At 62.9% G+C, this 12,980-nt stretch carries 12 protein-coding genes, 1 tRNA gene and 1 pseudogene; 7 read left to right on the top strand and 7 right to left on the bottom strand.

The features are described from left to right. Positions 1–184: pseudogene (locus VM94_RS28790) on the top strand (hypoxanthine-guanine phosphoribosyltransferase); the annotation flags it as partial. Between the two features lie 102 nt (positions 185–286). On the opposite strand, the gene VM94_RS01575 reads toward VM94_RS28790, so the two are convergent. From VM94_RS01575 to VM94_RS01565, 3 genes are all read right to left on the bottom strand, one after another. Continuing rightward, positions 287–1,240 (bottom strand): NAD(P)H-dependent flavin oxidoreductase, encoded by a 954-nt coding sequence (locus tag VM94_RS01575; protein WP_046681881.1) that lies wholly within the window; start codon positions 1,238–1,240, stop codon positions 287–289. Positions 1,241–1,338: 98 nt separating this feature from the next. Then, the gene (locus VM94_RS01570) at positions 1,339–2,262 is read right to left on the bottom strand and encodes an MBL fold metallo-hydrolase (protein WP_046681880.1); all 924 of its coding nucleotides are present in this window, start codon (positions 2,260–2,262) and stop codon (positions 1,339–1,341) included. 7 nt (positions 2,263–2,269) lie between these two features. Next, a complete protein-coding gene (locus VM94_RS01565; RefSeq protein ID WP_223278955.1) occupies positions 2,270–2,503 on the bottom strand; it encodes a DUF1289 domain-containing protein in 234 nt (77 codons plus the stop codon). Positions 2,504–2,781: 278 nt separating this feature from the next. Between VM94_RS01565 and VM94_RS01560 the strand changes: the two genes are divergently transcribed. Both VM94_RS01560 and VM94_RS01555 read left to right on the top strand, forming a co-directional pair. After that, positions 2,782–3,195 carry a CopG family transcriptional regulator gene (locus VM94_RS01560; protein ID WP_046681879.1) on the top strand — a complete coding sequence of 138 codons (414 nt, stop codon included), beginning with the start codon at positions 2,782–2,784 and terminating at the stop codon, positions 3,193–3,195. Positions 3,196–3,249: 54 nt separating this feature from the next. After that, positions 3,250–4,539 (top strand): extracellular catalytic domain type 1 short-chain-length polyhydroxyalkanoate depolymerase, encoded by a 1,290-nt coding sequence (locus VM94_RS01555; protein ID WP_235432787.1) that lies wholly within the window; start codon positions 3,250–3,252, stop codon positions 4,537–4,539. Here the strand turns inward: VM94_RS01555 and VM94_RS01550 are convergent. The 3 genes from VM94_RS01550 to VM94_RS01540 all read right to left on the bottom strand — a co-directional run bounded on the left by VM94_RS01550 (position 4,532) and on the right by VM94_RS01540 (position 9,055). After that, the gene (locus VM94_RS01550; protein WP_046681878.1) at positions 4,532–5,683 is read right to left on the bottom strand and encodes a response regulator; all 1,152 of its coding nucleotides are present in this window, start codon (positions 5,681–5,683) and stop codon (positions 4,532–4,534) included. The two genes, VM94_RS01555 and VM94_RS01550, sit on opposite strands and share 8 nt — an antisense overlap. A 31-nt stretch (positions 5,684–5,714) precedes the next feature. After that, entirely contained in the window at positions 5,715–8,762 is a 3,048-nt protein-coding gene (locus VM94_RS01545) for a response regulator (RefSeq protein ID WP_046681877.1), read from the bottom strand. Between the two features lie 95 nt (positions 8,763–8,857). Then, positions 8,858–9,055 (bottom strand): cysteine-rich CWC family protein, encoded by a 198-nt coding sequence (locus VM94_RS01540; RefSeq protein ID WP_046681876.1) that lies wholly within the window; start codon positions 9,053–9,055, stop codon positions 8,858–8,860. A gap of 231 nt (positions 9,056–9,286) precedes the next feature. On the opposite strand from VM94_RS01540, the gene argB reads away from it, so the two are divergent. After that, positions 9,287–10,180, top strand: a complete 894-nt coding sequence (argB, locus tag VM94_RS01535) for an acetylglutamate kinase (RefSeq protein WP_010393729.1) — start codon at positions 9,287–9,289, stop codon at positions 10,178–10,180. 65 nt (positions 10,181–10,245) lie between these two features. Then, positions 10,246–10,320, top strand: a tRNA-Thr gene (locus VM94_RS01530). A 280-nt stretch (positions 10,321–10,600) separates the two neighbouring features. Here the strand turns inward: VM94_RS01530 and VM94_RS01525 are convergent. Next, positions 10,601–11,470, bottom strand: a complete 870-nt coding sequence (locus tag VM94_RS01525) for a TraB/GumN family protein (protein ID WP_235432785.1) — start codon at positions 11,468–11,470, stop codon at positions 10,601–10,603. Positions 11,471–11,560: 90 nt separating this feature from the next. On the opposite strand from VM94_RS01525, the gene VM94_RS01520 reads away from it, so the two are divergent. Together VM94_RS01520 and slmA are read left to right on the top strand one after the other, a co-directional pair. Then, positions 11,561–12,295: a pyrimidine 5'-nucleotidase gene (locus VM94_RS01520; protein WP_082127501.1), complete on the top strand. Its 735-nt coding sequence runs from the start codon at positions 11,561–11,563 to the stop codon at positions 12,293–12,295. Positions 12,296–12,397: 102 nt separating this feature from the next. After that, positions 12,398–12,973, top strand: a complete 576-nt coding sequence (gene slmA / locus VM94_RS01515; protein ID WP_034752791.1) for a nucleoid occlusion factor SlmA — start codon at positions 12,398–12,400, stop codon at positions 12,971–12,973. Positions 12,974–12,980 lie beyond the last annotated feature (7 nt).

Raw genomic sequence — 12,980 nt, 5'->3', positions numbered from 1 at the left:
GGAAGTGATCCTGGCCGTATTCGCCGACAAGGCCATCGGCAAGAAAAAACCCGTGCAAGCCGACATCGTCGGCCTGGTGATCCCGAACCGCTTCGTCGTCGGCTTCGGCATGGATGCGTATGGCTACTGGCGCAACCTGCCGGGGCTGTGGGCCATCAAGCCTGAGGATTTGAAGCAGGAGTGATGGCGGTGTTGTCGGATTACGCGCTGCGCGCTAATCCGACTAATGCCCGATCGCGTAGGTCGGATTAGGCCAAAGGCCGTAATCCGACAACTACCACCAGTGTTACAGCTTCAACCGCGCGCGCGCCGCATCGTATTCGGCCTTCAGGCGCGCCACCATCTCTTCCACGCTCGGCACGTCGTCCATCAAGCCCACGCCCTGGCCCGCGCCCCAGATGTCGCGCCAGGCCTTGGCGCTGCCCGAGCCGAAATTCATCGCGCTCTTGTCCGCTTCGGGCAAGGCTTCCGGATCGAGTCCGGCCGCTACAATCGATTTTTTCAGGTAATTGCCGTGCACGCCCGTAAACAGGTTCGTGTAGACGATGTCGGCCGCGCTGGAATCGACGATGGCGTCACGGTAGCCGTCGCTGACGTTCGATTCCTTGGTCGCCAGCCAGCGCGAGCCGATGTAGGCAAAGTCGGCGCCCATCGCTTGCGCGGCCAGCACGGCGTCGCCCGTGGCGATGGAGCCCGACAGGGCCAGCGGACCGTCGAAGAATTTGCGCACTTCGCCCACCAGCGCGAACGGCGACAGGGTGCCCGCGTGGCCGCCGGCGCCGCTGGCCACCAGGATCAAGCCATCGACACCGGCTTCCAGCGCCTTTTTCGCGTGGCGGATCGAGATCACGTCATGCAGCACGATGCCGCCATAGCTGTGGATGGCGTCGAGCATTTCCTTGGGCGGCGCGCGCAGCGAGGAAATGATGATGGGGATCTGGTGCTTCACGCACACTTCCACGTCATGCGCGAGGCGGTCGTTCGACTGGTGCACGATCTGGTTGACGGCGATCGGCCCGACTTTCTTGTCCGGATTGGCGGCCTGGAAAGCGGCCAGTTCGGCCTGCAGCTCCGTGAGCCACGTATCGAGCAATTCGGCGGGACGCGCGTTCAGGGCCGGGAACGAACCGACGATGCCGGCCTTGCACTGCGCCGCGACGAGGGCCGGGCCGCTGGCAATGAACATCGGCGAAGCGATAACGGGTAAGGAGAGGTTTTGCAACGCAACAGGCAATGCCATGGCGGACTCGCTGGAAAGTTGATCGGGATGAGAAACACACTGAGGTTGATTATAGTGCAGAAAAAGTACGATCGTGCTGAATTTATCGCCTGACCATTTCAGCCCTCGTTAAGCAAGTACTCACCCTCGACACGCGCCGCCGTGGCCCGCATCAATTGTGAAACGGCCCACTCGGCCAGCGCGGCCGATTCCTGGCGCAGGAAGCGCCGGTTGGCCTCTTCGAAGACGGGCATGCCGCGCAGCAGGCCCGGTATGTCGGCGAGGGCGATGCGCTGGCGTTCCAGCAGCAGGAATTTCAGCAGCACTTTTACGGCGTTCTGCGCATTGCGCACGGGGTCGGACGCCAGGTAATCAAGGCGCGAATACGCGCGCTGCAAGGCGCCGGCCGTATCCTGGAACGGCCGCCCGTGGCCGGGGATCACCACGCGCACGTCCAGACCGGCGATCAAGTCCAGGGTGGCGCGCGCTTCAGGAAAGCCGGAGCCGCCATCAAGCTCCGGGAAGATCACGCCAAAGCCGTTTTCCCACAGGGCGTCGGCGGAGATCAGGATGCCCTCCTCGGCGCAGTAAAAAATCAGCGAGTGCGGATCATGGCCCGGCGCGCCCAGCGCTTGCCAGCGCATGTCGGCCAAGGTCAACGTGTCGCCTGGCGAGACGGTGGCGTCAAAGCCGAAGCGCGGGCATTGCTGGCCCGTGGCCTGGAAACTCAGGGCGTCGACATCCCAGGCGCGCACCTTGTCCGCTTCCGACACGGGAATGGCCGTATGGCAGCCGTATTGCGCTTGCAGCAGCGCGTTGCCGCCGCAATGGTCGGAGTGCAGGTGGGTGTTGAACAGGCGGTCCAGCGGACGGCCGGCAAGGCTATGGCGCAGCAGGGCCAGGGTTTGCGGCGCATGCGTGACATAGCCGCTGTCGATCAGGGCCGTGTCGTCCCGGCCCAGGAACAGGATGTTGTTCGACGAGAGCCAGCCGCGTTCGAACACCTGCATGGCATCGGGGAACAGCGCTGGCGATCGCGGCATGGCTTCCTCAGTAGTCTGGCTCGAAGTCGAGCAGTGATTCGCGTCCTGGCAATTCTGCCCACACGGCGCGCTTGAAGTCGTCGTCGGCCTTGCTCCAGGCGATGATCTCGTCGAGCGTGCGCAAACAGCCTTCGCACAAGCCGCTGTTGCGGTTCATCTTGCACAGGCTGACGCAGGGCGACGGTACCGGCGACGGCAAGGGGAGCGGAACGGCTGGCGGAGGTGGGTTGGCGACCATCATGGAGCGGCATCGGTAAACGTGAAGGCTTTCATTATGCCGCGAAACCGCGCCGGCGAGTCGGCGGCATCGCCATGCAATGTTTCTGTGAATATATTTTCCAGAGTAAAAATGATCAAAAACGCATCTTCGGGAAATTTATTTTGCGGTGCATTCTCACTCTGCGGGTGCCCGTCCTACAACACGAACAGGCCAGATCCTGCTTGACTTGAGATATTACACAACTATACTACCATCCATACAGATGGCAATTGGATGCCACGTGGAGTTTTTGGAGAGATATGGCCAAGCAAGACAGCAAGCCCAAAATTGGGGAATCCGAGAAAATCACGATCAACCTCGGTTTGATCGACCTGGGGCAGATCGATCTGCTGGTCCAGGAGGGATTTTATTCCAACCGCACGGATCTGATCCGTACGGCCATACGCAACCAGCTGGGTACCCACGCCGACGTGGTGAGACAAACCGTCGCCCGTAAAAGCCTGGTATTGGGCATGCAGCATTACTCGCGCGCCGACCTGGAGGCGATCCAGGCAGCCGGCCAGCGCCTGCAGATACAGGTGCTGGGACTGGCCAGTATCGCCAGCGATGTCTCCGTGGAACTGGCACTGGCCACCATCGAGTCGATTTTCGTATTAGGTGCCCTGCACGCCAGCACCGTCGTCAAGACGGCGCTCGCAGGGCGAATTCACTAGCGTATTGGTTCGCGGCGATGACCCGGCCGATGCGCGGCACCGTTAAGGATGGTCATGAAACTACCTATCAACATGTTGGCGCAGATGCGCGCCGCAACCCGCAACCTGATGGGCAGCGGTCCCGCCGCCGCCACCGAAGCGATCCAGCAGGCGCTGTCCGCCGCCGGCCTGACGCCGCAAGCGGCAGCCACGCAAACGCCGCCACCACAGCCGATGCGCGACATTAATCTACCACCTGCGCCGCCACCTGCGCCCTCTCCAGCGCAGGCCCGAGCCGAGCAGCCGCAAGCTGCCGCCGCGCCAGAAACGCCTGCCGCGCCACCCACGCCCGCACAGGCGGCGCAGGACTTCGCGCAGGATTTCATGTCGCGCCTGGGCGTGCCCGCCGGCCTGGGCCAGCACAGCTTCGACATGCCCAGCTTCGAACTGCCGAATTTCCACCCGCCCGGTTTCAATGCGCCGGCCGCCACGCCGGTGGAGATCCCCGCTGGCGCGCAGTTCATCGACGGCGTGTACCGCAACCATGCGGGCACGCGCTCCTACAAACTGTATATCCCCAGCAGCTACCACGGCCAGGCCATGCCACTGATCGTCATGCTGCACGGCTGTACGCAAAATCCCGACGATTTCGCGGCCGGCACGCAGATGAATGCGCTGGCCGAAGAAAAGGAATGTTTTGTCGTCTACCCGGCGCAGACGCAGGGCGCCAACAGTTCGCGCTGCTGGAACTGGTTCAACGCCATCGACCAGCAGCGCGACCAGGGCGAACCGTCACTGATCGCCGGCATCGCCCGGCAAGTGATCGACGAATATCCTGTGAATGAACGCGAAGTGTTCGTCGCCGGCCTGTCGGCGGGCGGCGCCATGGCCGTCATCGTCGGCACCTTGTACCCGGATTTGTTTGCCGCCGTCGGCGTGCATTCGGGCTTGCCCTTCGCCTCGGCGCAGGACTTGCCATCGGCGCTGGCGGCCATGAAGGGCGGCGCCATGCCCAATGCCCAGCGCAAGGCGCCGGCCGGCGGCGTGCCCATCATCGTTTTCCACGGCGACCGCGACACCACCGTCAACCTGCGCAATGGCGATGAACTGATCGCCCAGGGTGTGCGCAGCCAGGCGGGCGGCAAGGCGGCCAAAGCCGCATCCATCGACGGCAGCGTGCCGAATGGCCACCGCTACACGCGCACCACGCACAGCCAGGCCGACGGCTCGCCGCTGGGAGAGTACTGGGTCATCCACGGCGCCGGCCACGCGTGGTCGGGCGGCAGCGGCAGCGGCAGTTATACGGATGGAAAAGGCCCGGACGCGAGCCGCGAAATGCTGCGCTTCTTCAAGACCGTCAGCTGATGTTCTCGGTATAGGGCGCGATCTGCCGCTGCTTGTCGGCGATCTCGCACACACCGTCGGCATAGCGGTGGGAGATGGCGATGAACTGATCCTGGATCTGCAAAAAGGCATCGACGATCTCGGCGTCGAAGTGCGAACCGCGTCCCTCGACGATGATCCGCACGGCCTGCGCATGGTCCATGCCCTGCTTGTAGATGCGCCGGCTGATCAGGGCGTCGTACACGTCGGCCAGCGCCATCAGGCGCGCCGAAATCGGGATGTCTTCGCCAGCCAGCCCTTGCGGGTAGCCGCTGCCATCCCATTTTTCATGGTGGCTGTAGGCGATCTCTTTCGCGTACTTGAGGAAATCGACTTCGATGCCCAGCTCGTGCTCGGCCGCCAGGATGGCGTCGCGCCCCAAAGTGGTGTGCGTCTTCATGATGGCCATTTCATGCGGCTCGAAACGTCCCGGCTTGAGCAGGATATGGTCGGGAATGCCCACCTTGCCGATGTCGTGCAGCGGCGCCGTCTTGAACAGCAGTTCGATATTCTTGTCCGTCAAAAAATCGCGGAAACGCGGCAAGCCGCGCACCTTCTCGGCCAGCGCCTTCAGGTAGTGCGAAGTGCGGCGGATATGGTTGCCCGTCTCGCTGTCGCGCGTCTCGGCCAGCGAGGCCATGGCGTGGATGGTGACGTCCTGCAGCGCCGCCACTTCCTGCACGCGGCGCTCCACTTCCGTTTCCAGGTAATGATTCTGGTCGCGCAGGAAATCCTGCATCTGCTTCATCGCCAGCTGCGTCTTGATGCGCGCCAGCACGATGGGCGCCGAGATCGGCTTGGTGATGTAGTCGACGGCGCCCAGGGCCAGGCCCAGCTGCTCGTCCGCCACTTCGCTCATGGCGGTGACGAAAATCACGGGGATGCCGGCCGTGGCGGGATCGGCCTTCAGCGCGCGGCACACGTCGTAGCCGCTCATGCCCGGCATCATGATGTCGAGCAGGATCAGGTCAGGCTGGTCGCTGCCGGCGGCGATCTTCAGGGCGCGCTCGCCATTGACGGCGATCTTGGTGCGGTAATCGTCTTCCAGCACCGCGCGCAGCAGGTCGATATTGTCTGGCGTGTCGTCGACCACCAGAATGGTTGGCTTGCTTGCCGGCGCTCTCATGCCCGTCCTTCGTTCTGCATCATTATCCTTCTCACAGTGTCAACTCCAGCGCATCGGCCACTTCGCCCAGCTGCGCCAGCGCACCTTCGAAATCGTATTGTCCCAGCATGCGCTTCAACTGGCGCGCGTGTTCCGCCTGCCCCGCCGCGACCAGCACGGGGCCGATGCCGTCGAGGTGCTTGACGGCCTGCGCATCGTCCTGCTGCAGCAGCTGCGACAGTTCGCGCAAGCCCGCTTCCAGGTGCGCCCGGTCCACCGGCGCCACGTGCGCCACCGCCGCGCCGCCCGCCTCGGCCGCATGGCCGCGCGACTGCATGGCCAGCACGATCTTCGGCACCAGCTCGTCGAGCGCCAGGGTGCAGGCTGCCAGCGCCTGCGGCAAGCCGTCGTGCGAGCCCAGGCTGAGCAAGTGCTCGACCCGCGCGGCGCTGTCGGCCAGGCCGCCGGCGCCGATATTGCCGGCCAGGCCCTTCAGGGTATGCGCTTCGCGGATGGCCGTTTCCAGCTGGTTGTTTTCGATGGCGGCAACGATGCGCTGCATGGCGTCGAACTGGGTTTCCACGAAGCGGTCCAGCAATTTTCGCATCAAAGCGGCATTGCCGCCCACGCGGCGCATGGCATCCGCCATTTTCAGGCCGGCGATCACGGGCAGCTCCGCTTCCGGCTGCGCCACCACCGCCGCCATTTCCTGCGGCGTGGCCGGCGCGATCCAGCGCGCCAGGGTGCCGAACAGCTGCGCCACGTCGATCGGCTTGGCGATGAAATCGTTCATGCCGGCGTCCAGGCATTTTTCCTTGTCGCCCACCATGGCATTGGCCGTCATGGCGATCACGGGCAAGTTTGAATAACGGGGATCCTGGCGCAGCTTGCGCGTCGCCTGGTAGCCGTCCATCACCGGCATCTGGCAATCCATCAGCACGCCGTCATAGGCGTTTTCCGCGATCTTCGCCAGCGCGATGGCGCCATTGCCCGCGATGTCGACGCGGATGCCGGCGTCGTTGAGGATATGCTGCGCCACTTCCTGGTTCACTTCATTGTCCTCGACCAGCAGCAGCCAGGCGCCGCGCAGGGCGCGTTCGTCGTCGCGGTAGCTGCTCTGGCGCTGCGTCTTGCGGCTCTGCCCCGTCACGCCGCCAAACACGAACGCAATCTGGTCAAGCAGGGTCGAGGCGCTGATCGGCTTGTTCAATACGCCGTCGAGCGGCAAGTCGCGCTGGCGCGCCGCCTCCAGCAGCGCTTCGCGATGAAAGGCCGTGACCATGATGCAGGCCGGCGTCGCATCGATGCCGGCGGCATCGGCGCGGATGCCGGCCAGGGCATCGAGGCCGTTCATGCCCGGCATTTTCCAGTCCATCAGCACCAGCCCGTACGGCCGCCCCTCGGCGCGCGCCTGCGCCACGGCGCCGATGGCCAGCGCGCCGCCAGACACGGCACGCGCCTCGAAGCCCAGCGCCGTCAGCATGCTGACGAAGATTTCACGCGCGCTGGGGTTGTCGTCGACCACCAGCACCCGCAAGCCATGGAATTGCTGTGGCAATAGCAAATTATCGCGCGGCACGGCGGCCAGGCCGAAGCGGGCCGTGAAGAAAAAGGTGCTGCCCACGCCCGCTTCGCTGACCAGGTCGATCTCGCCTTCCATCATTTCCACCAGCCGCTTGCTGATGGTCAGCCCCAGGCCCGTGCCGCCATGGTGGCGTGTGGTGGAGGTGTCGGCCTGGGTAAAGGCCTGGAACAATTTGCTGCGCTGGGGCGGCGTGAGGCCGATGCCCGTGTCGCGCACGTCCACGCGCAAGACAGCCGCATGTTCTTCCAGCTGCTGCAGGCGGATGGTGACGACGATCTCGCCCTTGTCCGTAAATTTGATGGCGTTGTTGGTCAGGTTGATAAGCACCTGGCCCAGGCGCAGCGGGTCGCCCTGCAAGGCGTTCGGCACGTCGGGGGCGATGTCGAACAGCAGTTCGAGCCCCTTGTCCTGCGCGCGCATCACGGACAGGTCGGCGATCTGCGCCAGCACGTCCTCGAGGAAGAAATCGACTTTTTCAAAGGCCATCTTGCCCGCCTCGATCTTCGAGAAATCGAGGATGTCGTCGATGATGGCCAGCAGGTTCTTCGACGCCGATTCCACCTTTTCCAGGTAGTTGCGCTGGGTCGACGTGAGTTCCGTCTGCAGCGCCAGGTGGGTCATGCCGATGATGCCGTTCATCGGCGTGCGGATTTCGTGAGACATATTGGCGAGGAAGTCCGACTTCATCTTGGTCGCATCCTCGGCCACTTCGACGGCGTGGCGCAGATCCTGCTCGACGGCCAGGCTGGTGCTCATGTCCTTGAGCGCCTGCAGCAATTCGCCCGTCTCGTCGCGCGACGTCACTTCGATGACGGAACTGAAGTCGCCATTGGCCACGCGCGTGGCGATCGCCACCGCCTCGCCCAGCGGACGCGTGATCGAGCGCGCCGACCACGCAAAGGCGAGACCCGTCAGCAAGGCCGCCAGGCCGATGCCGCCCATCAGCAGCAGCGAGGTATCGATGTCGTTGCGTATCCGTGCCGCGCTGTCGCGGATCTGCTGCTGCTGCAAGTCGTCGAGCTGGCCCACGTACAGCAGCACTTTTTCCAGCACCGGCAAGGTCTGCGTCTGCACGGCCTGCTCGGCGCGCGCATGCTCGCCGCGCTCGACCAGTTCGAACATCGTCTTGAGCGACACATAGTAGTCGGCGCGTGCCAGGTGCATCTGTTCCAGCAGGCGCCGTTCCTCGGGCCGCGCATCGAGGCCGTCGAGGATGCGCACCTGCTCGTCGATGCCCTGCTTGATCGCTTCCAGGCGCGCCTGGTTCGCCTGGCGCAGCGCCAGCTCGTGCTGGTTCGGCAGGTTGCCGATGCGCGTGGCCGCCTCGCGCGCCAGCCCGTGGATCTTGCTGGTGGCCTTGGCGGCGACCCAGTCGCGCTGCAGGATATCGTCCGTCTCGGCGCGAATGGCATAGATGCGGCTGCCGGAGAGGACGATGACGACCAGCATCAGCACGATCAACATGGCATAACCGGCATTGATGCGCACGCCGATACTGATATCCCTGAAGCGCATAACTTTCCTATAAGAAATTCTTGAAAATCGAAGTCTGAACGTATTCCCCTACAAAATGCAAGGTCTTTTGCAAAGGAAAAAGCACGCCGATGCGCTTATTTGACCGGCGTTGCTGCCGGGCGCGTCAAGGTGGCGATATGGGCTTGCAGGCAGGCGGGGCACCAGCAGCCGATGGCGGCGCTGCCGGGCACGGGAACGGCCGGCGGCAGGGAAACGCACCAGCAGGGCTCCTTGGCGTCCGGGTCAAGCTGGCCGCACTGGAAGGCGGCGCCGCACAGGCTGCACTGGCTCATGGCTGTGTGTGAATTGGCAAGTGTGTGTCATGCCGCGCCGGGAGGCGACGCAGATGTAACGGGCAGTAAAAGGGCTGGCTGGGGGACATATCGGGCCAGACTATAGGATCATCAGGGAAAATACAACAAGATCGCCCTATAATGCCTCCAGGATTTTCTTCTTCCCTGTAAAATCGCACAAATCTATTTTCCGGACTCGCCATGAATCAACTAGCTAACTTGAACCTGGACATGAATGACGACTTGACGGCGGTGTCGCCGCAAATCAAGGCGCAGATTCTGGCCGAGGCCCTCCCCTACATCCGCAATTTCCACGGCAAGACCATCGTCATCAAATACGGTGGCAACGCCATGACGGACGAACGCCTGAAGCACGGCTTCGCGCGCGACGTCATCCTGCTCAAGCTGGTCGGCATGAACCCGGTCGTGGTACACGGCGGCGGACCGCAGATCGACAACGCGCTGAAAAAAATCGGCAAGCAAGGCACCTTCGTGCAAGGCATGCGCATCACCGATGAAGAAACCATGGAAGTGGTGGAGTGGGTGCTGGGCGGCGAAGTGCAGCAGGATATCGTCATGCTGATCAACCATTACGGCGGCCAGGCCGTGGGCCTGACGGGCAAGGATGGCGGCTTGATCCGCGCGCGCAAGATGCAGATGCCGGACCGCGAACATCCGGGCGAATTCCTCGACATCGGTTTTGTGGGCGAGATCGACGCGATCAACCCGGCCGTCGTCAAGGCGCTGCAGGACGACGCCTTCATTCCCATCATCTCGCCGATCGGTTTCGGCCAGGACGGCCAGGCCTACAACATCAACGCCGACGTGGTGGCGGGCAAGATCGCGGAAATCCTGAAAGCGGAAAAGCTGATCATGATGACCAACATCGCCGGCGTCCAGGACAAGCAGGGCAACCTGGTGACCGACCTGTCGGCGCGCGAAATCGACGAGATGTTCGCCGATGGCACGATCTCGGGCGGCATGCTGCCGAAGATCTCGTCCGCGCTCGACGCCGCCAAGTCCGGCGTGAACACGGTGCACATCATCGACGGCCGCATCGAACACTCATTATTGCTGGAAGTGTTGACCGAGCAGGCTTTTGGTACTATGATCCGTTCGCACTAAAAAAATCGCAATGCATCACAGCGAGTAGTTTGGCGGCGCAGATCACCTGGCGCCGCTTTTAATTTGCCCTTGTAGCTCAGTGGTAGAGCACTCCCTTGGTAAGGGAGAGGCCACGTGTTCGATCCACGTCAAGGGCACCATCGACTTATCCCCGTATCTGAAAAATGTCCATGGCGGCGTTGCCTCGCCTCGCCGTACATGCGTACTGTCTTCGGCTCGGCGCCTTGCCCTGAACACTTTTCATCTACTCTGCCGTCATCTCCCCATAGTAAAAATGTCCATGGCGGCGTTGTCCTTCCTCGCCGACCATTCGTACTGTCTTCGTCAGTCCGCCTTGCCCTGAACACTTTTCCATCTGCTCTGCCGCGTGTTTTGCGCGACTGAGCTAGCGCTATCTCTTCTGCCTTCTGTCGTCAAAACTCAATACACCCGCTCGACCTTCAATCCGCGTTTACGCAGTAAATCCGGCACGCTCTTGTCGCCCACCAGGTGCAGCACGCCGATGGCGGCCAGGCTGGACTTTTCGCGCGCAAGCAACTTGGCGATGCCGTCGGCCAGGGCGGGGTTGCGGCCGTCCAGCAACACTTTTTGCACGAACTGCGCGGCGAACGAGGGGTCTGTGGCTGCTTTGGCGGCCAGCTTGTCGAAGGCGGCCGCGTCGGCCGTGCGCCAGGCGTTGGCGATGTCGCGTGCTTCCTGGCTTTGTTCCTGGTCTTCGATCGACGCCACGCCGTCTTCCAGGAAGCGGCACTGGTCAAGCGGCGACATGGCGCCGAACAGCGCCATCTGGCCTTCCATCGATTCGAGTTCCAGCACGGGGATCTTGCGCGCCATGGCTTGCTGCGACAGGTAATTGTCGACGGCCAGGTCGGAGCGGTAACCAAGCGTGGAAAATTCGCCGATGGCCAGCACGCTGGCCAGCATCCACGGCTTCATCGGCGCCACCGCTTCGGGCGCAATGCCGTATTTTTGCAACAGCGGCGCCAGACGCGGGGCCAGGGTCTGGCGGCAGTCAGAAGGCACTTTGCTGCCCGGCGCCTCCATGCCGTATTTGAGCACGGCACTGACGGCCTTGCGCGGATCGGCACCGGGATCGATCTCCAGCGCCAGCGCGCCGGCGCCGTCCAATGCCTGCGTCACGGTCGGCTCGAGCGGGTAAAAATCGGGCGCGCCGACATGGATGGTGCCGAACAGATACAGGGTGTGACTGGCGTCCTGCACCTTGAACAAGGCACCCCGGTTTTGCGCCACTGGCGGCGCTTCGGCCAAGGCCGCCTGCAACGGCAGCAAGAATAATCCGCAAAACATCACTATAATCTGGCGTCGCATGGTTTTCCTGATTGTTGAATTTTTCATCTTCTCTCGCTAGCAAAGACTCCTGTGCCTGTGTCCCATCTTAACCGCTCGTCGCCGGTCTGGCTGTTTGACCTCGACAACACGCTGCACAATGCCTCGCACGCCATCTTCCCCACCATCACGGCCAATATGAACACGTATATTGCCCGCGTACTGGGCGACGGCGTGACGCCGGCCGACGACGCCATCGTCAATGCGGCGCGCGCGGCCTACTGGCGCCGCTATGGCGCCACCTTGCTGGGCATGGTCAAGCACCACCAGGTGCAGGCCGCGCATTTTCTGCACGAGACGCATGCGTTCGACGATTTGCGCGCGATGATACGTGCCGAGCGGGGCCTGGGGGCTTTACTCAAACGCCTGCCTGGCCGTAAAATTTTACTCACCAACGCGCCGCTGCGCTATTCGAGCGACGTGATGCGCCACCTGGGCTTGCGCCGGCACTTTTCACACCACGTCGCCATCGAGGCGATGCATGTGCACCGCCAGCTGCGGCCCAAGCCATCGACCCTGATGCTGCGCAAACTGATGCGCAAGCACCACATCCGCCCCGGCCGCTGCATCCTGGTGGAAGACACCCTGGCCAACCTGAAGGGTGCGAAAAAACTGGGCCTGCGCACGGCCTGGATCACGCAATACCTGAAAATGGCCGATCCGATCGGCGTGGCGAAGTTGCCCAAGGCGTTAAATCGCCCCGCTTACGTCGATGTCAAAGTAAAATCTGTCCGGCATTTGGCACGCCGCCTTCACCGTCTGCGTTGAAGGGGATTCCTGGGCTTCCGGTTGACGCTGGAAGCCGCACCGCTAGCGGCGGTGACGGACCTCCCCATCAAGGCAGCATTTTTTTTAACGACAAGAGAAAATATGGCAAGCACACCGCCGGGCCAACGCAGGCTACAAATTCTTCAGGCCCTCGCCGCAATGCTGGAGCAGCCGAAAGGCGAAAAGATCACCACCGCCGCACTGGCGGCCAGACTGACCGTATCGGAAGCGGCCCTGTACCGCCATTTCGCCAGCAAGGCGCAAATGTTCGAAGGGCTGATCGAATTCATCGAGTCGAGCGTCTTCGGCCTGATCAACCAGATCGCGGAAAAACACAGCGACGGCATGACGCAGACGCGCGACATCATCGGCATGCTGCTCAATTTCGCCATCAGCAATCCGGGCATGACGCGCGTGCTGATCGGCGATGCGCTGGTCAATGAGGACGAGCGCCTGCAAGTGCGCATGAACCAGTTCTACGACCGCGTGGAACTGGCGCTCAAGCAGGCCTTGCGCGTGGCCGCCGCCGAAGGCCATGGCAAGGAAAGCGAAGTGGCGGCGCGCGCCACCCTGATCGTCAGCTTCGTCATCGGGCGCTGGCACCGCTACGCCAAGAGCGGCTTCAAGATCAATCCATCCCAGGAAGCGGCGCTGCAAATCGCCATGCTGCTGGGGTAACTCACCG

The sequence above is a fragment of the Janthinobacterium sp. KBS0711 genome (genome assembly GCF_000988085.1).
Taxonomy (GTDB): Bacteria; Pseudomonadota; Gammaproteobacteria; order Burkholderiales; family Burkholderiaceae_D; genus Janthinobacterium; species Janthinobacterium lividum_E.
This window is presented reverse-complemented; position numbering and strand designations above follow the sequence as displayed.